At 58.3% G+C, this 16379-nt stretch carries 28 protein-coding genes; 18 read left to right on the forward strand and 10 right to left on the reverse strand.

Annotated features, from left to right (window positions below; translation table 11 throughout):
* Positions 1-106 precede the first annotated feature (106 nt).
* Complete coding sequence (locus tag AC1DK3_RS07330; RefSeq protein ID WP_477191583.1) at positions 107-460, forward strand: hypothetical protein; 354 nt, start codon at positions 107-109, stop codon at positions 458-460.
* A 51-nt stretch (positions 461-511) separates the two neighbouring features.
* Here AC1DK3_RS07330 and AC1DK3_RS07335 read toward each other — a convergent pair whose 3' ends face one another.
* Together AC1DK3_RS07335 and AC1DK3_RS07340 are read right to left on the reverse strand one after the other, a co-directional pair.
* The gene (locus tag AC1DK3_RS07335; protein WP_477191584.1) at positions 512-775 is read right to left on the reverse strand and encodes a hypothetical protein; all 264 of its coding nucleotides are present in this window, start codon (positions 773-775) and stop codon (positions 512-514) included.
* 70 nt (positions 776-845) lie between these two features.
* Entirely contained in the window at positions 846-1196 is a 351-nt protein-coding gene (locus AC1DK3_RS07340) for a hypothetical protein (protein ID WP_477191585.1), read from the reverse strand.
* 770 nt (positions 1197-1966) lie between these two features.
* Between AC1DK3_RS07340 and AC1DK3_RS07345 the strand changes: the two genes are divergently transcribed.
* The 6 genes from AC1DK3_RS07345 to AC1DK3_RS07370 all read left to right on the forward strand — a co-directional run bounded on the left by AC1DK3_RS07345 (position 1967) and on the right by AC1DK3_RS07370 (position 4478).
* Positions 1967-2296: a hypothetical protein gene (locus AC1DK3_RS07345; RefSeq protein ID WP_477191586.1), complete on the forward strand. Its 330-nt coding sequence runs from the start codon at positions 1967-1969 to the stop codon at positions 2294-2296.
* A gap of 83 nt (positions 2297-2379) precedes the next feature.
* On the forward strand, positions 2380-2715 hold the full coding sequence (locus tag AC1DK3_RS07350; RefSeq protein ID WP_477191587.1) for a hypothetical protein: 336 nt from the start codon (positions 2380-2382) through the stop codon (positions 2713-2715).
* A gap of 266 nt (positions 2716-2981) precedes the next feature.
* Entirely contained in the window at positions 2982-3335 is a 354-nt protein-coding gene (locus tag AC1DK3_RS07355) for a low affinity iron permease family protein (protein ID WP_477191588.1), read from the forward strand.
* A 76-nt stretch (positions 3336-3411) separates the two neighbouring features.
* Complete coding sequence (locus AC1DK3_RS07360; protein ID WP_477191589.1) at positions 3412-3771, forward strand: PRC-barrel domain-containing protein; 360 nt, start codon at positions 3412-3414, stop codon at positions 3769-3771.
* A gap of 25 nt (positions 3772-3796) precedes the next feature.
* Complete coding sequence (locus tag AC1DK3_RS07365; protein ID WP_477191590.1) at positions 3797-4141, forward strand: cupin domain-containing protein; 345 nt, start codon at positions 3797-3799, stop codon at positions 4139-4141.
* A gap of 94 nt (positions 4142-4235) precedes the next feature.
* Positions 4236-4478 (forward strand): hypothetical protein, encoded by a 243-nt coding sequence (locus tag AC1DK3_RS07370; protein ID WP_477191591.1) that lies wholly within the window; start codon positions 4236-4238, stop codon positions 4476-4478.
* A gap of 16 nt (positions 4479-4494) precedes the next feature.
* Here AC1DK3_RS07370 and AC1DK3_RS07375 read toward each other — a convergent pair whose 3' ends face one another.
* Positions 4495-4725 (reverse strand): hypothetical protein, encoded by a 231-nt coding sequence (locus AC1DK3_RS07375; RefSeq protein ID WP_477191592.1) that lies wholly within the window; start codon positions 4723-4725, stop codon positions 4495-4497.
* A 273-nt stretch (positions 4726-4998) separates the two neighbouring features.
* On the opposite strand from AC1DK3_RS07375, the gene AC1DK3_RS07380 reads away from it, so the two are divergent.
* The 7 genes from AC1DK3_RS07380 (at position 4999) to AC1DK3_RS07410 (ending at position 8836) form a co-directional block, all read left to right on the forward strand.
* A complete protein-coding gene (locus tag AC1DK3_RS07380; RefSeq protein ID WP_477191593.1) occupies positions 4999-5193 on the forward strand; it encodes a hypothetical protein in 195 nt (64 codons plus the stop codon).
* A gap of 77 nt (positions 5194-5270) precedes the next feature.
* A complete protein-coding gene (locus tag AC1DK3_RS07385) occupies positions 5271-5477 on the forward strand; it encodes a hypothetical protein (protein ID WP_477191594.1) in 207 nt (68 codons plus the stop codon).
* Positions 5478-5630: 153 nt separating this feature from the next.
* Positions 5631-6590: a patatin-like phospholipase family protein gene (locus AC1DK3_RS07390; protein ID WP_477191595.1), complete on the forward strand. Its 960-nt coding sequence runs from the start codon at positions 5631-5633 to the stop codon at positions 6588-6590.
* A gap of 252 nt (positions 6591-6842) precedes the next feature.
* On the forward strand, positions 6843-7370 hold the full coding sequence (locus AC1DK3_RS07395; RefSeq protein ID WP_477191596.1) for an HD domain-containing protein: 528 nt from the start codon (positions 6843-6845) through the stop codon (positions 7368-7370).
* A gap of 30 nt (positions 7371-7400) precedes the next feature.
* Positions 7401-7682 carry a hypothetical protein gene (locus tag AC1DK3_RS07400; protein WP_477191597.1) on the forward strand — a complete coding sequence of 94 codons (282 nt, stop codon included), beginning with the start codon at positions 7401-7403 and terminating at the stop codon, positions 7680-7682.
* A gap of 655 nt (positions 7683-8337) precedes the next feature.
* The gene (locus tag AC1DK3_RS07405) at positions 8338-8553 is read left to right on the forward strand and encodes a hypothetical protein (protein ID WP_477191598.1); all 216 of its coding nucleotides are present in this window, start codon (positions 8338-8340) and stop codon (positions 8551-8553) included.
* Between the two features lie 127 nt (positions 8554-8680).
* Positions 8681-8836 carry a hypothetical protein gene (locus tag AC1DK3_RS07410; RefSeq protein ID WP_477191599.1) on the forward strand — a complete coding sequence of 52 codons (156 nt, stop codon included), beginning with the start codon at positions 8681-8683 and terminating at the stop codon, positions 8834-8836.
* Here AC1DK3_RS07410 and AC1DK3_RS07415 read toward each other — a convergent pair.
* Both AC1DK3_RS07415 and AC1DK3_RS07420 read right to left on the reverse strand, forming a co-directional pair.
* Entirely contained in the window at positions 8820-9110 is a 291-nt protein-coding gene (locus tag AC1DK3_RS07415; RefSeq protein WP_143111363.1) for a hypothetical protein, read from the reverse strand. The genes AC1DK3_RS07410 and AC1DK3_RS07415 overlap by 17 nt on opposite strands.
* A gap of 620 nt (positions 9111-9730) precedes the next feature.
* The gene (locus AC1DK3_RS07420; protein ID WP_477191600.1) at positions 9731-9985 is read right to left on the reverse strand and encodes a hypothetical protein; all 255 of its coding nucleotides are present in this window, start codon (positions 9983-9985) and stop codon (positions 9731-9733) included.
* A gap of 205 nt (positions 9986-10190) precedes the next feature.
* Between AC1DK3_RS07420 and AC1DK3_RS07425 the strand changes: the two genes are divergently transcribed.
* Both AC1DK3_RS07425 and AC1DK3_RS07430 read left to right on the forward strand, forming a co-directional pair.
* Positions 10191-10388 carry a CsbD family protein gene (locus tag AC1DK3_RS07425; RefSeq protein WP_339084392.1) on the forward strand — a complete coding sequence of 66 codons (198 nt, stop codon included), beginning with the start codon at positions 10191-10193 and terminating at the stop codon, positions 10386-10388.
* Positions 10389-10501: 113 nt separating this feature from the next.
* Entirely contained in the window at positions 10502-10867 is a 366-nt protein-coding gene (locus tag AC1DK3_RS07430) for a hypothetical protein (RefSeq protein ID WP_477191601.1), read from the forward strand.
* Positions 10868-10891: 24 nt separating this feature from the next.
* Here the strand turns inward: AC1DK3_RS07430 and AC1DK3_RS07435 are convergent, their stop codons facing one another.
* The 5 genes from AC1DK3_RS07435 to AC1DK3_RS07455 form a co-directional block, all read right to left on the reverse strand.
* Entirely contained in the window at positions 10892-11260 is a 369-nt protein-coding gene (locus tag AC1DK3_RS07435; protein ID WP_477191602.1) for a response regulator, read from the reverse strand.
* 80 nt (positions 11261-11340) lie between these two features.
* On the reverse strand, positions 11341-12006 hold the full coding sequence (locus AC1DK3_RS07440; RefSeq protein WP_477191603.1) for a UdgX family uracil-DNA binding protein: 666 nt from the start codon (positions 12004-12006) through the stop codon (positions 11341-11343).
* 208 nt (positions 12007-12214) lie between these two features.
* Positions 12215-13570 (reverse strand): ammonium transporter, encoded by a 1356-nt coding sequence (locus AC1DK3_RS07445; RefSeq protein ID WP_477191604.1) that lies wholly within the window; start codon positions 13568-13570, stop codon positions 12215-12217.
* Positions 13571-13808: 238 nt separating this feature from the next.
* Entirely contained in the window at positions 13809-14330 is a 522-nt protein-coding gene (gene idi, locus AC1DK3_RS07450) for an isopentenyl-diphosphate Delta-isomerase (protein WP_477191605.1), read from the reverse strand.
* Positions 14331-14406: 76 nt separating this feature from the next.
* Positions 14407-14922: a hypothetical protein gene (locus AC1DK3_RS07455; protein ID WP_477191606.1), complete on the reverse strand. Its 516-nt coding sequence runs from the start codon at positions 14920-14922 to the stop codon at positions 14407-14409.
* 377 nt (positions 14923-15299) lie between these two features.
* Between AC1DK3_RS07455 and AC1DK3_RS07460 the strand changes: the two genes are divergently transcribed.
* Positions 15300-15812, forward strand: coding sequence for a hypothetical protein (locus tag AC1DK3_RS07460; protein ID WP_477191607.1), 513 nt, complete (start codon positions 15300-15302; stop codon positions 15810-15812).
* A gap of 129 nt (positions 15813-15941) precedes the next feature.
* On the forward strand, positions 15942-16316 hold the full coding sequence (locus AC1DK3_RS07465; RefSeq protein WP_477191608.1) for a DUF2946 family protein: 375 nt from the start codon (positions 15942-15944) through the stop codon (positions 16314-16316).
* The last annotated feature ends 63 nt before the right edge of the window (positions 16317-16379 follow it).

Raw genomic sequence — 16379 nt, forward strand, 5'->3', positions numbered from 1 at the left:
GCACGTTACCCGGTCGCGTTGCTGTCATCCTGGGACGGCTCGAACAATACATCGGTTCGAGCTCCAAGCGGAAAGCGCGACCGTATCGCGCCGCAAGGTACCCACTATGACGTCTCTGAAAAATCTCTCCGTGCTCATCATCGATCCGAACGGCGAAGTGGCTTTCGACTTGCGCCAATCGTTCATCGCGGCAGGCGCCGCGACCCACGTGGCCGCAAGCTTCGCGTTAGCCGGAAAACTGCTCGATTTAAAAGCGATCGACGCGGTCATTCTTCCTTATTCGCAAGATCCGGAAACCATCGCCTTCTGCCGAGCGATTTCCGAGCGGAACATTCCCGCCGTCTTTACGTCGGAGCCGCCTGCGCGCTATTCGGCAAACCGCCGGATGTCGAGCGCAATCATCGCAGTCAAGGGGCTCATCGCAGAGCAGAGCGCACAGACATACCGCGCCATCCATTAGCGAAGTCGGTCATAGGTGAGAAGCGAAACCGGGTGGCCCTCCGCCCGGTTTCTATCGATCGTCGATATCGTCGCTCAAGCGATCGCGCTCAGCATCATGATTCTCGATTTCGACGTCGATCGCGACGGAGTGAGGGTCCGTCTCTTCGTCGGGAACAGCCTCGTTCTCGTCTTCCCGCTCATCATCGGAATCGTCATCATCTCCCGGATATGATGGCACGCTCTCGGGCCTTCCCGGTAGCGGCGCCCGGACCGGCGACGGCTCGTCCGGATCGAATGCTTCCGGCTCGACGATTTGCGCTTTGCGTTTACCCATTGATGGTCCTCGATCTCAAGATGTCTCTCGCTCGATAACGCTTCGAGGCGATCGGGGTTCGCACCAAGCCTCACATAAGGCGGACGAGGGATGCCTCCGGCGCGCCGAGATTGGATATCAGGGTTTTTACGAAGGTGTCGTTGCCGCCCGCTACGATATGCGTAAAGCTCAAGGATCTGATGGTGGCCGCGTCCTTTGGGTCACCGGAGAGAAACCGCCGAAAGGCCGACCGATTGAAGACGCCGTCTTCGAATATCTCGGTCATGGCCGGGCAATCAAAGTAAAAATATTCGCGCTGACCATCGATGGTGTCGAGGAAAATGGAACCCAAGGCTTCCATAATGGCTTTCCGGTTCCGGTATTCTTCACTGCAGGCAATGAACACGCGAGTTTGAGCGGCGATAGGCTGCTGATCGGTCATTTTAAGTAAATTCCAAAAAGTGGTCGGAACCCCAAACCGCCTTCAGCCATTTTGCGCATGGCTGTCGCCGCGTCTCGGAGAGACGCGCGGATTGGAGGCATAGCGATGAAGCTGAACGCAAGGCGAAGTGGCCGAATAATGGCAGGCAAAGGCGCCGAATACTAAACTGCAAGTATTGGTGTCGGCAATTCGGAGCGCTGGACCGGCGAAAAATACAATGGACCATTGAGGAGCATTGCTGTGGAAATTCGGGTCTCGCAATTGGAACGTGCCTTTGAACTTGCGCGCTCTGGGCGTTGCACGTCGGTCGCGGATATTAAGCGCAAGCTTCGCGAAGAGGGCTATCAAGATGACCAGGTCGAGGGACCATTGCTCTTCGGTCAGCTGAATTCGCTCATGAGGAAATCGGCTTCCGAGTCCGAGTCGGAACCCGGCTCATCGCGAACCGCCTAGAGTATTTCCTACGCGAAACTAGAGTATTTCCAACGGGAAAAAGGGAGGCACCCCGATCCCCTGCCAAACCGGGGTGCTCCTTTTAGCCACGGCATTGGGGGCAGCCGCACTAGGGTAAGTGCGTGCCGTGGCGGGGACTTTACCATCGCGTGGTCCAACAAGTTCCCTCCGCTTTCAAATTCCCTCTGCTTGCAAACTTTCCATCAATCCGATGGTTGCAATTGTTCGGAACTCGAACCGGGAAGATCTCGTTGCCCTGTATACGGCCAGTAGGTGAGCTGATCTCTGGCCCTACGGTGGTCGCGAAAGGAATGATAATGCGCGGTCATAGTTGGTCGGTCGTGTTCTATGCATTCATGGCATTGACCGCTTGTTCGATCTCATCGGATGTGAAAGCTGCAAGCGCGGACGCGACCGCGCCGCCTGCTCAATCAGCGGCGCCTCAAAAGGCCAATGACGCTGCGGATGCGAAATCGGCCGATATCCCGCTCAGCAAAAAGCTCGACGAGAACAAGGGTGTTCTGAAGCCTCCACAGGGTGTCGATCCTGGAATTCATCAGCCACCGCCCGCGCAAACAGGCGACAAGATGCCGGTTATCGTGCCGCCAGGCGAGCCGGGCGGCGATCAAAGTATCCAGCCCAAATAGCGACAAGCGAATGCCTATACAGGGCGAACTCTTCGCGGATGTCCGACTTTACTTTTCGGTAAGCTCGTTCGCGCGAATTGACGATGCCGGATCAAATTGACGTATTAATAAGTGCACCAATCAAAGTGACGGCCGGCATCGCCGATCGTCCTTCGGCAATGATGGAGGAAACTATGAGAATCATCCTTGCGGTCATCATGAGCGTATGTCTGACCGGCGCATCACTGGCTGCCGATATGTCCTGCAGTGCAACTGCAAAGGATAAAAAGCTAGCAGGTGCGGCGCTCAAGAGCTTCATAACCAAATGCGAGAAAGACGCGACGGCGAAATGCGACGCCGATGCCAAGGCCAAGAATTTGCACGGAGCCGCACAGACGAGTTTCACAAAGAAATGCGTTAAAGACGCCTCTGGCGTTTGAGTTGGAAAACAGAGCAGGCTGGTCGATTCAATAGGGCTGTTGCCTCCGAGGACGAACAACACCAGGCCCGGAACAACACGGGCGCATCCGGCGTTTCAAAAGACGTTAAAAAAGATCGTGGCGGGCGCGCCTCTCGATGCGCGGACTTTATGCGCTGAGGGTGCGCCTCGCTCGCCGGTGCTACCAACATGACCATCACAACTCAACACATTCCGGCTGAGCCAACCGAACGCACTCAAGCCGTGCGGCTTGGATGGCGCCAAAAAATGTTGCGCGGATTTTCAGAATTTGCGGGCCGATCCGCAATCGTCATTGGCTCGGCCTCGGCTTTCGTCGTCGCGACGATTTCAGTTCTCCTCTGGGCTGTAACCGGTCCTTATTTTCATTATTCCGATACGTGGCAGCTCGTGGTGAACACAGGCACGACGTTGGTGACGTTCCTCGCCGTGTTTCTCATCCAGCACAGTCAGAATAAAGACGGCAAAGCTATTCAGCTGAAGCTTGATGAGCTCATTCGCAGCACCCAAAGTGCGCGCAATATTCTGATAGATCTCGAGCACGCGACCGAGGAAGAGATCGCCAAATTCGAAGCGGAATTTACAAAGCGGCGGCACACCTAGGCCCCGCTATCGGAACAATGTCTTGCAGGCGGCGTTGGCCTTGAGCCTCCGGATACGGAAGAAGGAAACCAACAAAATGCAAGCCGAAAGCAGATTTTTGGAGACAAGCAGGGTAGCAGGAACTGCCGTCTATGATGGAGCCCACGCGGAAATCGGCAGTGTGGATGATTTGATCATCGACACGATGACGGGAAAAGTCCGCTATGCTGCGTTGAGCTTCGGCGGATTTCTCGGTCTCGGAAAAAGCCAGTACGTGGTTCCGTGGACAGCGCTTCGCTGGGACTCTGAACTCGAAGGCTATGTGACCGGCATCACGGAGCAACAGCTCCAGGCCTCGCCCGATCTTGATCCCCTATCGTTGCGAAATCGCGATGCGGAAGGCCGTCTGCACGAAGCATATGGTGCACCGGGGTACTGGGAACTCGAGCCGCGCTAGCCCGCCGCAATGGAAACCGGCTCCGATGGAACACGTGAACGTAAAGTACTCGAAGGGTTTTCACGTCCTCACTGGAGACGGCCGCTCGCAGGCCGCCTCCATGGTGATCGAACCCGGCGAGAGCGAAGGTGGGAAAGATAACTTCCACAAAGGAGCCGACCAGTGGCTCTATGTCGAAAGCGGAAGCGGAAAGGCGATCGTCAACGGACACGCTTATCCGCTTCAGCCGGGGTCGCTCATCCTCATCTCCCACGGTGAGTCCCACGAGATCCGCAATACCTCAAGCGTTCCAATGAAGACTCTGAATTTCTACGTGCCGCCCGCCTACACCCGCGACGGAGAGGAACGCCGGGCAGGCAAGGCCGGGTGAATACGGCGCGATTGTCGCGGGTCAGAATGGAGCGGAATCGAAACTTAGCGGAACGGCTGTGCGTTTATCTCCTGGCATTCTAGGAGAACGTCAAATGCACCCCGCAATGGCACTCTGGATTTGGTCCGTATCGATGTCTCGAGTTTGGCAGACATCGCTTTCGGGTGAACAATTCTTGCCGCGACCGGACGAGAAGCCGAGGGTAGCGGACCCGGCTTTTGTAAGAGCGAACAATTATCTCTACTCAGAGGTCGCGAAAAATCCGCTTCCCGATTCTATCCTCGACCGTCTCGCCGACCTGTATTGGACGGAGCGAGACGCCGATCTTGCTATTTAGCGATAGCGCGCAAACCTCATCGCTTGCGCGGTGACACATCTTTGGCGTTAAGATCATCGGCTTGAGGATCTTCTTCCGCTCGCAATTTCTTTAGGCGCGACGCGATTGCCGGCGGTAAGCCATCGAGATTGAGTTCAAAAAGCTCTTTCAGGCGAGGTGCGACCTGCCGCTCGAAATGAAACATCCAATCATCAATATCGCGCGCCACAACTGTCACTTTCCTTTTCTGTTTGCGCTTCCCACTCATTTCGTAACGTACGCATACCATCAGTGTTCCCGCGTGGTTTTGGCCGCCCGTAGCAAGCGAAGCACCGCCGTCGAGACGACGGCGATTGTGGCTGCCGCCAGCGACCGCGATCCCGCGCCCTCAACCGATTGACGGCGTGCGCCGCCCGGCCCCGCTCCAAATGTGCTCGCGTCCAAATGTGTACGTCCGGCAACCGAACGTGACGTTGGCTTGCCAACTCGTTGCCGCATTTTGCGCGAAAAAAGTCCGAACGCACAAAACGGGGTGTGTGTCATGGCCACAGTTAAAGCCGCAGATCGGATCGTCAAAAGCCTGAACTTAATTCGGGGAGAGGCGTCGCGCCTCGATTCCGCGCGGGTCGAAGGCAAGTCCTTCGAAGCCAAGATGGCGCTTAAGACGATCAACGACGAATGCTATGACTTGCGTCAGTTCCTTCACGAGCTGCAACAGAACGGTAAGCTCGACTGACATTCGATCGCTTCGCTGGAACTCAGTTTGCGAGCCGTGGTTAACCACGTCGAACCGAGCAAACGGAGGTGCCTGCTATGCGCAAGAAGGCCGTCAATCAAGTCTACGACGTTCTGAAGGCGGTATACGAGCTCGAGAAAGAGCTGAAAGCAGCGCCGGCTTATCTCGATATCGCCAACCCTGTCGATTGCACGAGGCACCTGCGGGAGGCTCGACACCAGCTGCATCAGGTGTTGGACGAAGTCTACGCTTCCGACTTCCGTAACCGCAAAGTCGCCGCCTGAGATCGGTCCCGCCGCGGACGCTCCGCTAGTGCTCCGTTTCGCCATAGCAACCTTCCCGCGCTCGAAACTCAGCGCTCCAACCGCGTCGAACAAAATGCCTCTTCGCGCGTTGTGAGAACGCCGTTCTTTGGGTCGCGGCAAGAGGTGGCGGAAATGGCGAAGCAGAAATTCGCGTTAGCCTTGGGCGGAGGAGCGGCTCGGGGATGGGCACACATAGGCATTCTTCAAGGGTTGGCCGAGGCTCGACTGGAGCCTGAGATCGTTGTTGGAACCTCTATCGGCGCAATCGTCGGCGGGCATTACGCGGCGGGCCGGTTGAACGACCTCGCGGAGTTTGCGCGCCAACTCACGCGCCGGCGCGTCTTCAGCTTTTTGGACTTGAGTGTTTCGGGTTCGGGCCTGATTGCCGGACAGCGGCTCTTCGATCGCTTCGACGATCATTTGCGCGGCCTGACGATCGAGCAACTCCCGGTTCGGTTCGCCGCAATCGCGACCGACCTCGCAACGGGCCATGAAGTATGGCTGCGGCGGGGTCGCGTCTCCGAAGCCGTCCGCGCATCGTCCGCCATCCCGGGGATCGTTCGGCCCTTACACCTCAATGGCCGCTGGCTGGTCGACGGCTGCCTCGTCAACCCGGTGCCTGTTTCCGTGTGTCGTGCTCTCGGCGCGCGCATCGTCGTCGGCGTCAACCTGACGAGCGAATTCGGGCGGGGCGGGATCTGTATTGGCGATGACGAAGACGACGAGGACATCCCGGGCGAAATCGTCGTCGAGGAAGCTCCGATCACGCGATGGAACGGCAGCGGCGCGCTTCAGCTGCTCCATCGGCAAATCTTTGGACAGCGGCAAGACGGCGCGCCGGGCATTACGTCCGTTATCCTGAACTCATTCAGTATATTTCACGACCGCATCGCGCGAGCCCGCCTTATGGGCGACCCGCCGGATTTGCTCGTTACGCCCGATCTCGCCGATATAGGCGTTCTCGACTTTCATCGTGCTGAAGAAATGATGGACGCCGGACGAGCAGCTATCGAGCCGCACATCCCGATGATCGAGAGATATTTGAAAACGCCCCCGCCGGCGCTTCTCAACACGCGGCTGTTTGCTGGATAACGACAGTTCACGACGCGGGCCTCGGGAAATCTCGGACAACGTCCAAAGCGCTTCAAACTAAGTACGCCTTGGCAACGAACGGGTGACCCGTTTGCTTTATTGTCGCTGTGCTGACAGTTCCCGCTCCAAACTAGGGCACATTGCCACCGTTTCGAAACCGTACCCGCTCGGTCAGCGTCTACTATCCGGCGATTGGATGAGCAATCGTGCGGACACTGACGATGGCTTTGAGGAGAGACTTAACGGCCCCCGATGCTGGTATCAGCCACCATACATGATGCGAGAGATTTCGCGAATGCGAAGCACAGCGGACAAGTGCGCAAGCATGACGGGCGCCCGTACATCGTGCATCTCGATGCGGTGGCGGCCATCCTCGAAGAGTACGGATATAAAAGTTCAGAAATTATCGCGGCCGCGTTTCTTCACGATACGATAGAGAAAAGCGACACGACTATAGAAGAGATCCATCAGAAATTCGGCGAGGCCGTTGCTGAACTGGTCTATTGGCTGACCGATACCGAGAAGGGAAGTCGCGCGTCACGGGCAATACAAGCCGCGTGGAGACTGTCGCGCGCCCCGTGGGACGCAAAGCTCATAAAACTCGCGGACATCATCGATAACGGCTCGCAGATCGTGCTTCACAATCCCTCTTTCGGCCCGACATTTCTCGAGGAGAAGCGGCTTTGTCTGAAGAAGATGGCGGAGGTGGAAACCAGCCGCTTGCTGAGGCTGCCGCTTTTCCAGAAGGCGGCGATCGTGACGGAATCTGCGTCTCTTTGAATACGTAAAGTCTAAAATAGGAGACCATCAATGAGACGCGCCGCGATTATCTCTGCTGCATGCCTGATGATGACGACGGGCTCGGCCGCATTCGCCGACGATGTCAATCGCACCGGTCAACCGCAGGCGAACGATTCGGGCAAAGCGGGAGCCGCATCGCAGGGCGGTGACGCGAATACGATGGGCGGAGCGACAACCGAGCGGACGTTGCCCTCGGAACAATCCAAGCAGCTACCGCACGACGAAAATAAATCGAGCGACAAGAAGACGAACAATTCCAAGCCGGCATCGCCTTCGACAGGTGACCACTGAGCTTCTGTGCGTGTCGACTGAATGTCGCGGGAACGTGTTTTTCGGCCGCAAGTAGTATCGGTATCGCGGTAGCACTTCCCCCCCGTGTGCTCCTTTCAGCCGTGAAAACCTAAGCACCCTGGCTCCCCCCGCCAGGGTGCTTTTCTAGTTTGCGATTGCGCGTCGCGCACGGCCTTACGAGCCAGTGAATGGCCGTTGAGTTTAGAGCTGCGTGCAAACGAACAGCACATCAAGCACTCTCATTTAAAAAACATTCCGACTGAGGACAAAATTATTTCAAATCTCGTGCGGCGAGCCGAGTGAAATTTGCGATATCGCGCGCGAAAAAAGCGGAACGAAGCATTCTGATTGGTTCACCACCCGGCGCTCTATTTGGAACGCGCAGCGATGAGTGTGGTAGGCCGCGAGCGATTAGCTCACTCGAAAGAAAAACTCGGAAACACATAATCGGAAAAACACAAGGAGAGGCCTCCAATGATGACGCGTCACCTTTCATTTGCGCTCGCTCTAATTGCCACTCTGTGCATGCCGCTGGCGGCAATGGGTGGACATGGCGGTGGAGGAGGAGGCGGCGGGGGTGGCGGCGGTGGAGGAGGTGGTCACATGATGGGTGGAGGAGGAGGTGGCGGCGGTGGTCACATGATGGGCGGAGGGGGTGGCGGCGGTGGTGGTGGATTTCGTGGGGGCGGCGGTGGTGGCCCTCATGGTCAATTCCGTGAAGGCGGACCCCGAGGCGGCGAAGGTTTTCGCAGGGGAGAACATGGTGGAGAACGTTTTCGCGGCGGAGAACGGTTTCGCGGTCGAGACCACGGCCCGCGGGGCGGTCACGGCCGCCGCTTCTGGCACGGAAGGTGGTACGGTTACGGCATAGGGCCTTGCTGGCGCTGGTCAAATTATTATGCCGAATTCATCTGGGTCTGCTACTAGAGCCCCGCAAGATCCCGGGCTGACAGCTATGGCGGCTCGGGATCGCTCACCACAAGCCGAGGAGTGAACTTATGCCTAACATGTCCGATAATCGCCGGCGCCGCATTGTCGCCCGTCAGAAGAAGCTCGAGAATGCTGAGAAGCGCACGGAAAAGGCCGCCAAGCGCGCACGTAACAGCGAAGGCGTGAACGTCTCCGCCCGGGCCGCCGTTAAGGCTGCCAGATAAGCTGCTCGTTTCTTTCGAGAATGCCTGCCAGACGCGTGACGGCGCCAGCGTGCTGACTCAAGCGATCTTCCAAAGCAATCATCATGCTGGCCTTGACCGTGTCGGGCCAGTGCATCGTTTGGACGGTATGAAGCTCGATCGAAAGCTCGGTGATGATCTCATTGTGCCAGTAGATCGCTTCTTCGATCGTATAGGCGTCTAGCGCCTTTTCGCGACATATTTCGAGATAGTCGCTGGCCCTGATCGTGGCAGGAAGTTTTTCGTCTTTCGACATGTTCCTTGAAACCGTGCGTTTCGCTGCGAGCGTATGGATGAACAGACGAAAATTCACGCGATCGCTGAGCCAGTGGAGCAGGGAACTAGGGCGAGAGCCAGTAGCCCGGGGGCCTGACCGATCTCCATCCGCCGCCATGACGACGCTCCCAGTGTCTTGCCCCGTGGCTTGATTGCTTCGGGCGTTCACCGCCGGTGCCAGTGCGGCCCGGCGGTGAACGTGATGATGACGCGCGACCATCGGTGTTGGTTCCGGCGAACTCCGCAAATTCCCGGCAAAGTCCCGCCGCGCCACAGTGCGCTACGGAGAGGAAACCATCCGGTCGCTGTGAGGTAATGCAGTCATACCGCGTGCCTTGCACGTGGGATCAGGAGTTCTAGAGAGTATCGGTCTTCACAAACTTCGCTTCGGCGGAAAGATACTTGTGAGAACACACCTGATCGCCGGCGAAGAGCTGGCGCATGGCTCCTAGACGTGGGGTCGTGGAAGGCCTCGGGACCTGCGGAAACGCGGGGACCGGGGCCTTTTTCTTGGCAACGGCTGGATAAATAAATTTGGCTCAATTGCGAAAGGCGTTGTGGTCGCCACCACCGGCCGGGAGAGCCGATCGGGCGCGCTGATTATTCCTCTGGCAGAGGTGCTCCCGGTGACGCATCGTCGTAATCATCTTCGGCGAGACCGCTTTCGCCTGAACCGGCGCCTTCTCCGCTGATGTCGATACCGTAAGGGTCGGGTGCAGTCGCGATTTCATCGGGTTCGTCCTCTGACGGCGTCCCGAACTGTTCGTCCGAATAATATGGAGCATCCACGGGGCTGGCATCGTCATCGGCCGCATTTTGTGCGAACGCGGCCGGAGCAACGGCAAGCGACGTCATTAACAGCGCAGATAAAATCAGATTTCTCATGGAACGACCTCGCGAGGACCGAAACGATACGCGAGCAGTACACACGCGGGCAGGGTTCGTTCCCTCGAACTCGCCCCAAGTGTCCCGCTCCTCTCAATGTGAAATATCGTCGGAACCGGAGCTTCGGCCCGCACGTTACCAGCCCGAACGCCGCACAAAACAGAGGAGGAATTTCATGAATTGGGATCGCGTTGAAGGCAATTGGAAGCAGTTCTCGGGCAAGGTGAAGGAGAAGTGGGGTCAATTGACCGATGACGACCTCGCGAAGGTGAACGGCAACCGCGAGCAGCTCGAAGGCATCCTTCAGGAGCGCTATGGCTACGCCAAGGATCAGGCAAAGAAGGAAATCGACACCTGGTCAGGCTCGCTCTGATAGAGTTATCAGCACTTTGACGAAGGAAGGCCCAATTTTTGGGCCTTTCTTTTTGCCTCGACCGGCTAGAATGCGTATGAACGCGCACGATACTAGTGTTGAGGAAAGCAGGAATGTCCAAGACGTTTTGTGCGGAGATGCTGACGCGCTCCGAATTCGACCGCGCCAACGGGCGGTTGGAAATCACGGTTTGCAACGCCGCTGGAGAGAGCCAAACGATCTCCATCAACGCGCGTATCGCCGAAACGCTTTCCTCGGTACTCGGCGATCATTTTCAGGCAGCCTCGGCTTTTGGCGACCTTACGAAAATTCCTGACCGCTATGCCGTTGGTCACGGACGCCACGAGCCCGTGGTCATGCTGCGTTTCGAGGATGAGCCGGCATACGGTCTGACCGCCGATCAGGCACTCGATCTCGGCGAGGCGCTGATCGACGAAGTCGGCGCGATGACGAAAGTGAAATATCCCGCTCGCCAATAGAGCGCGGCCAAATCGGTAACGACTCTAAGAAAGCTCTCGTCTGATGTCGTTGCAGAGAACCGCCATGGTGGCTTGAGTTGCAGGTTTTGCCAAGAAGCGCGCGCCGATGGGCAACGCCGCAACGCTCGGTAGAAGCTTTCCCGAGCTGATGATTATCACCATGTGTGGCCAGTGCTGCCGGATGTAATGCGCGAGCGTCAGGCCATCCATATCGCCCGGCATATTGATATCCGTAAAGACGACCTTGATGCCCGGCATGGTCCGCAGAATATGCAGCGCATCATAAGCGGTGCCTGTCTGCACGACTTCATAACCGCCGTCTTGAAAATCGGCGACGAGTGCCATTCGAATGAGCATCTCGTCTTCGACAATAAGAACCTTGGTGATCGTCAAGACACTTTCTCTCGTCCAGTACCGCCCAATCGCGGCTCGTTGCACTTCTGTTTGCCGCCGCCGTAGGCAGAGACGAAAAATCAATGCGCCAGGTTTCGCGCAGCCTTCAAATCGCGAACGAAGTCGGCGAATGCGTGTGTGCGTGCATCATGATCCGGCGTGCGGAGCAAGGCAGATGGGTGAACGGTGACGAAGCCCGGCATCTCGCCGAACTGATGTTTTCCTCGCGATTTTCCGATGGCGACCGGCGCGCCTTCGAGAGCGGCAGCCGCCGTCGCCCCGAGTGCCACGACGAGGCGAGGGTGAACGAAGCCAAGCTCCTTCAGTAGCCACCAGCGATAACGCTTCACCTCGCCCATCGTGGGCTTCTGATGAATGCGCCGCTTGCCGCGCTCTTCATGCTTGAAGTGCTTGACCGCGTTGGTCACGTAGGAGGCCTTCCGATCGATGCCGGCGGCCACTAGCGCCTTGTCCAAGAGTTGCCCGGCGGGCCCGACGAACGGCCGGCCCTGCAGATCTTCCTGATCGCCCGGCTGCTCGCCAACGAAAGCCAGGGCGGCGCCGGCCGGACCTTCGCCAAGCACGGCCTTCTTGCCGCCGGGAACCATGGGCTTGGCGGCGGTGATGATCTTGTTGAGTTCGGTAAGGCTTCTGGGTTCCGCGGCGTCAGGAGCCGGAAAGAGATCGCCGTTCGCGGCGGCGGAGTGAGCGGACGGCCCGGTCGAGTGCTTCGGCATGGGTGTCATGATGCGCTCGCTGGTTGGCTTTATTGCCCGACGCGCGATCACAACTTTTAGTTCCGCCGGCCCGTTTCTGCTCGCTTGCTGGAAGTTCAAAATATGTGGGAGTGCAATTCAGGAACCCTAAGGTTGGGCGCCGGAACTTGGGGTTCCGGCGCCCGCGTCTGAGGCAAGTCAGGGAGCACCCACTGCCACCTCAGTCGTGGCCAAACCTTCAGTCGTGGAAGGTCTCTCCGTGGAGAGCAAGATCGAGGCCTTCGAATTCTTCAGCTTCGTTGACCCTGAGACCGATGGTGTACTTGATGAGGAGCAAGGCCACGACACTGACAACCGCCGACCAGACGATGGTCAAGCCGATGCCTTCGATCTGTACCCAGACCTGATTGAGGTTGCCTTCGATCCAGCCGGATTTTCCTTCGCCGCCGACTGCCTGAACGGCGAAGACGCCGGTGAGCACTGCGCCGAGGATGCCGCCGATGCCGTGGACGCCGAAGACGTCGAGTGCATCGTCATAGCCGAGAGCACGCTTCAGGCCGGTGACTCCCCAGTAGCAGACGACGCCCGCCGCAAGACCGATGATCAATGCGCCGTCGACAGCGACGAAGCCGCAAGCCGGCGTGATCGCCACGAGACCGGCAATCGCGCCGGAGACAGCACCGAGAAGGCTCGGCTTGCCCTTGATGATCCACTCGACGAGCGTCCACGAGACGACAGCACCCGCAGTCGCGATCTGCGTGTTGAGCATGATAATGCCCGTGCTTGCGCCAGCGCCCAGTGCGGAGCCGACGTTGAAGCCGAACCAGCCGCACCACAGCAAAGAGCCGCCGATCATGGTCAGCACGAGGTTGTGGGGTGCCATCTGCTCGGTGCCGTAACCCTTGCGCCTGCCGACGATGATGGCAGCGACGAGACCAGCGATAGCCGAGTTGATGTGAACGACGGTGCCGCCGGCGTAGTCGAGAACGCCTGCGCCGCCGAGGTAGCCGCCTGGGCCCCACACCATGTGGGCGATCGGCGCATAGGCGAAGATTGCCCAGAGTGTGACGAACGCCATGGACGCCGAGAACTTCATGCGGTCAGCCGGTCCGCCAAGGGCAATGATTGGCGTGATGATGAAGAACGTCATCTGGAACATGACGAAGAGGAACTCAGGGATGCCCGCAGCGGCAGGCGCTGGGGTATCCGGCGCAATGCCGGCGAGCACGACCTTCGAGAAGCCGCCGAAGAACGGGCTGCCTTCCGTGAAGGCAATCGAATAACCGACCACAACCCACACGATCGATAGGAGGCCGGCGCCGAACACGCATTGCATGAGAACAGCGAGCGCGTTCTTCTTGCGCACCATGCCGGCGTAGAAGAGTCCGAGGCCCGGGACGAGCATCATGAGCACGAGCACGGACGACGTCAGCATCCATGCGATGTCGCCGGAGTTGAAAGCTGGTGCCGCGGCCGCCGCCGGTTCGGCAGCAGCGGGTGCCGCTTCCTGGGCAAGCGCGATTGCCGACGTCGCAAGGAGTGTCACTGCGCTGAGAGCCGTGGCTCCAAGCGAGGGTCGAAGTCTTGAAGTCATTCCTAGTCCCCCAATGTTGGTCCCGATCGTTCCATGCCGTCCGACCACAGCTTGTGCGGGTTCTTGCTGCTTTCTCATCAGGCAGGGGGATGTTCGCAAGGAATGTGCCAAATGAAACAAATTCGCGTTTCATTGGTATGTCTGTACCAAGAGGGGGGCGAGATAGGTCAATGCCTAGGCACTTTGACTAAACCGGAGGCAAAGGCAGTGAGCGGATGATATCCAGCTCGACGATGTTTTAGCCTGGCGGCGCGATCGGCCATTCCGCTTCGACGTATTTCTTGAACCACGCGCTGAAGCACTGAGGCTCGGCCTCCACCTGCTTGCGGAAGACATCCGGGCTCGTCCAGCTGTAACCATCGCACTCGACGGGGTTAGGCGCGATCACGCCATCGTAGCGGCCAAGGAAGACATGTACGAACTCGTGCTCGGTCAATCCGGCGTCGAGTTCCGCGCGATAGGTGAAGGTGCCGATCGGCGTCAGGGCGCAAGTGAAGCCCATCTCTTCATTGAGGCGCCGTGTTGCGCCCGCCAGCGGCGTCTCGCCCGGCCGCGGATGTCCGCAGCACGTGTTGGTCCAAAGACCGCCGGAGTGGTATTTGCCGATCTGCCGCCGTTGCAGGAGCAGACGATCGTTACGGTCCCAGACCATCACGGAAAAGGCACGGTGAAGGACCCCCTGGCGGTGAGCCTCGAGCTTTTCCTCAACGCCTATTTCGTTGTCATCCTGGTCGACGAGGATGACGTCTTCCTGCAGCATGTTTGGCACTTCCCCGCATGGCATTCCACCCGCGCCCAACATAGCGCCGCGGCCGCTGCGGGATAACCCCCTATGCTCAATGTTTATAGAACGTCATCATGCGCGTGAAACTTTGCATGATCTCATCGGCGGGCCGATCGAAAACGTCGAGCGGAATGCGAATGATGTTGCCGGATATGGTCCAGGGAAGCCGCATCAGGAAGCGGTAAAAGGGGCGGCGGCGCCAGTCGACGAGCAATGCCCGATCCAACGGGTCTTCGAGGGTGATGCGCAACTCGTTGTTTGTCGATCCGCGGATATCGACGGCGATCAACTCGATTTGCTTGATCGACCGCCAGGTAACGATCCCGAGGCCTTCCGCGAAGACGCCGTATTGCCCCGACCCGATCCGCGGTTTCCCCGTCTCGAGCAGCGGATAATTGTAGTACGCGAACCCTAACGCGAAAAGCGCAAGAGCGATGAGAATGATGTTGTCGATCGCGATGCCGATCGTCCCCAGGCACGCACCGATCAGGCAAACGACATAGACGGGAAATTGGATTTCTTCTCGTTCGTAGGCCACCGTGTAGCCATGCATGTCGTCCTGGCTCACGGGTGACGCACCTGCATGTTCAAATTTCAATTGTAGCGAGCGGACTCAAATTATGTGCCACCGCTGCGAATGACAACTAACCCCCTGATCGATTTCAAGCAATTTTCGAGGCGCGGGGTGAGCGCTGGGCCTGACGCTCAGAACTTGCTGAAGTCATAGGCCGTCCACAGCGTCATTGCCGGAATTTGAGGCAGTCTTTCCCGCAGCGGCGTCGCCGAAGGAGGTGAGCCAGAGCACGGACTGGCAGCGGCTATGAGCCGCCGAGCCGCGATCGTATTTATTACGATCATCATCTTTAGACGAAGCGACGGAGGTGCTATCGGTCCGCGTCGCCTGCAGGTGGAACCGAACGCCAACGGACAATTGGAGATACGTCGATGATCTTGGGAATGGATACATTCACCTTCATACACGTCGCGCTGAGCCTGATCGCCATCGCGGCGGGCGTCATCGTCTTTCTGGGATTTATTGCGGACGCCGCATTGCCCGGGTTGACGGCTCTCTTTCTGCTGACGACGGTTCTGACCAGCGTCACCGGCTTCGGGTTTCCGTTCACCAATCTGCTCCCGTCGCATATCGTCGGGATCATATCGCTCGTTATCTTGGCGATAGCGCTTTACGCCCTTTACGGAGCCAACCTCCGAGGCGCATGGCGCTGGGTCTATGTCGTCACAGCATCGACCGCGCTCTATCTCAACGTCTTCGTGCTCATCGTCCAACTCTTCCAGAAAGTTCCGGCCCTCCACGCGCTGGCACCTACGATGGGCGATCCGCCGTTTATCGCAGCCCAAACCGTCGCATTGCTCGTGTTCCTCGTGCTGGGGTGGTTGGCCGTTCGCAATTTCTACGCGGGCAGAGGAGCACCCGTAGTTGTGCGGGGCACCGTGTGATCTTTCAGTCGCCGCGCTGGACTTCCGTCCGTCTTCCGCTCAGGGGACGTTGCGTTATAGCCAAGATGCGACTAAATGGGCTTACGCGATGTTTCTCCGCGGAACGCAGCTAACAATAGACGATCGTCGATGCACCGCTACGTCAATCTTCTGATCGTTTTTGCGTTCGCGGTACGCAGCTTTTTGCCTGTGGGCTTCATGCTCGCGGCAACGCCTGCCCACGGCGGACCGGTCGAGATCGTCATCTGCACCGGCCACGGCCCGCAGAATTTGATTCTGGACGAGAAGGGCGTTCCGCAGCCCGCAAAGCCGCCAATAGCGGACAACAGCACGTGTCCGTATGCACCGGTTGGCGCTGTTGCAGTCAATCACGAAACGCTGCATCTGCTTTCGCATAGCGTACGCTACGCCTCGGTCACCTATGCGATCGCGACCGAGATCTTCCGCGCGACTCCGAAGCCCGGAGCACAATCCGCGCGTGGTCCCCCGTCCTCACTGACCTGAAGCCTTCGGCATTTCTGACGAGTAGCGCCGCGACGAGCCTCGAGCCGTTGCCCCGCGATCTCG

It is taken from the genome of Hyphomicrobium sp. 01T421 (assembly GCF_056398805.1).

What these genes read in the sequence shown, in the direction of transcription:
- AC1DK3_RS07330 (WP_477191583.1), top strand. Translation starts at nt 107, where the DNA reads ATGACGTCTCTGAAAAATCTCTCCGTGCTCATCATCGATCCGAACGGC.
- AC1DK3_RS07335 (WP_477191584.1), bottom strand. Translation starts at nt 775, where the DNA reads ATGGGTAAACGCAAAGCGCAAATCGTCGAGCCGGAAGCATTCGATCCG.
- AC1DK3_RS07340 (WP_477191585.1), bottom strand. Translation starts at nt 1,196, where the DNA reads ATGACCGATCAGCAGCCTATCGCCGCTCAAACTCGCGTGTTCATTGCC.
- AC1DK3_RS07345 (WP_477191586.1), top strand. Translation starts at nt 1,967, where the DNA reads ATGCGCGGTCATAGTTGGTCGGTCGTGTTCTATGCATTCATGGCATTG.
- AC1DK3_RS07350 (WP_477191587.1), top strand. Translation starts at nt 2,380, where the DNA reads ATGCCGGATCAAATTGACGTATTAATAAGTGCACCAATCAAAGTGACG.
- AC1DK3_RS07355 (WP_477191588.1), top strand. Translation starts at nt 2,982, where the DNA reads ATGTTGCGCGGATTTTCAGAATTTGCGGGCCGATCCGCAATCGTCATT.
- AC1DK3_RS07360 (WP_477191589.1), top strand. Translation starts at nt 3,412, where the DNA reads ATGCAAGCCGAAAGCAGATTTTTGGAGACAAGCAGGGTAGCAGGAACT.
- AC1DK3_RS07365 (WP_477191590.1), top strand. Translation starts at nt 3,797, where the DNA reads ATGGAACACGTGAACGTAAAGTACTCGAAGGGTTTTCACGTCCTCACT.
- AC1DK3_RS07370 (WP_477191591.1), top strand. Translation starts at nt 4,236, where the DNA reads ATGCACCCCGCAATGGCACTCTGGATTTGGTCCGTATCGATGTCTCGA.
- AC1DK3_RS07375 (WP_477191592.1), bottom strand. Translation starts at nt 4,725, where the DNA reads ATGAGTGGGAAGCGCAAACAGAAAAGGAAAGTGACAGTTGTGGCGCGC.
- AC1DK3_RS07380 (WP_477191593.1), top strand. Translation starts at nt 4,999, where the DNA reads ATGGCCACAGTTAAAGCCGCAGATCGGATCGTCAAAAGCCTGAACTTA.
- AC1DK3_RS07385 (WP_477191594.1), top strand. Translation starts at nt 5,271, where the DNA reads ATGCGCAAGAAGGCCGTCAATCAAGTCTACGACGTTCTGAAGGCGGTA.
- AC1DK3_RS07390 (WP_477191595.1), top strand. Translation starts at nt 5,631, where the DNA reads ATGGCGAAGCAGAAATTCGCGTTAGCCTTGGGCGGAGGAGCGGCTCGG.
- AC1DK3_RS07395 (WP_477191596.1), top strand. Translation starts at nt 6,843, where the DNA reads ATGCTGGTATCAGCCACCATACATGATGCGAGAGATTTCGCGAATGCG.
- AC1DK3_RS07400 (WP_477191597.1), top strand. Translation starts at nt 7,401, where the DNA reads ATGAGACGCGCCGCGATTATCTCTGCTGCATGCCTGATGATGACGACG.
- AC1DK3_RS07410 (WP_477191599.1), top strand. Translation starts at nt 8,681, where the DNA reads ATGCCTAACATGTCCGATAATCGCCGGCGCCGCATTGTCGCCCGTCAG.
- AC1DK3_RS07415 (WP_143111363.1), bottom strand. Translation starts at nt 9,110, where the DNA reads ATGTCGAAAGACGAAAAACTTCCTGCCACGATCAGGGCCAGCGACTAT.
- AC1DK3_RS07420 (WP_477191600.1), bottom strand. Translation starts at nt 9,985, where the DNA reads ATGACGTCGCTTGCCGTTGCTCCGGCCGCGTTCGCACAAAATGCGGCC.
- AC1DK3_RS07425 (WP_339084392.1), top strand. Translation starts at nt 10,191, where the DNA reads ATGAATTGGGATCGCGTTGAAGGCAATTGGAAGCAGTTCTCGGGCAAG.
- AC1DK3_RS07430 (WP_477191601.1), top strand. Translation starts at nt 10,502, where the DNA reads ATGTCCAAGACGTTTTGTGCGGAGATGCTGACGCGCTCCGAATTCGAC.
- AC1DK3_RS07440 (WP_477191603.1), bottom strand. Translation starts at nt 12,006, where the DNA reads ATGACACCCATGCCGAAGCACTCGACCGGGCCGTCCGCTCACTCCGCC.
- AC1DK3_RS07445 (WP_477191604.1), bottom strand. Translation starts at nt 13,570, where the DNA reads ATGACTTCAAGACTTCGACCCTCGCTTGGAGCCACGGCTCTCAGCGCA.
- idi (WP_477191605.1), bottom strand. Translation starts at nt 14,330, where the DNA reads ATGCTGCAGGAAGACGTCATCCTCGTCGACCAGGATGACAACGAAATA.
- AC1DK3_RS07460 (WP_477191607.1), top strand. Translation starts at nt 15,300, where the DNA reads ATGATCTTGGGAATGGATACATTCACCTTCATACACGTCGCGCTGAGC.
- AC1DK3_RS07465 (WP_477191608.1), top strand. Translation starts at nt 15,942, where the DNA reads ATGCACCGCTACGTCAATCTTCTGATCGTTTTTGCGTTCGCGGTACGC.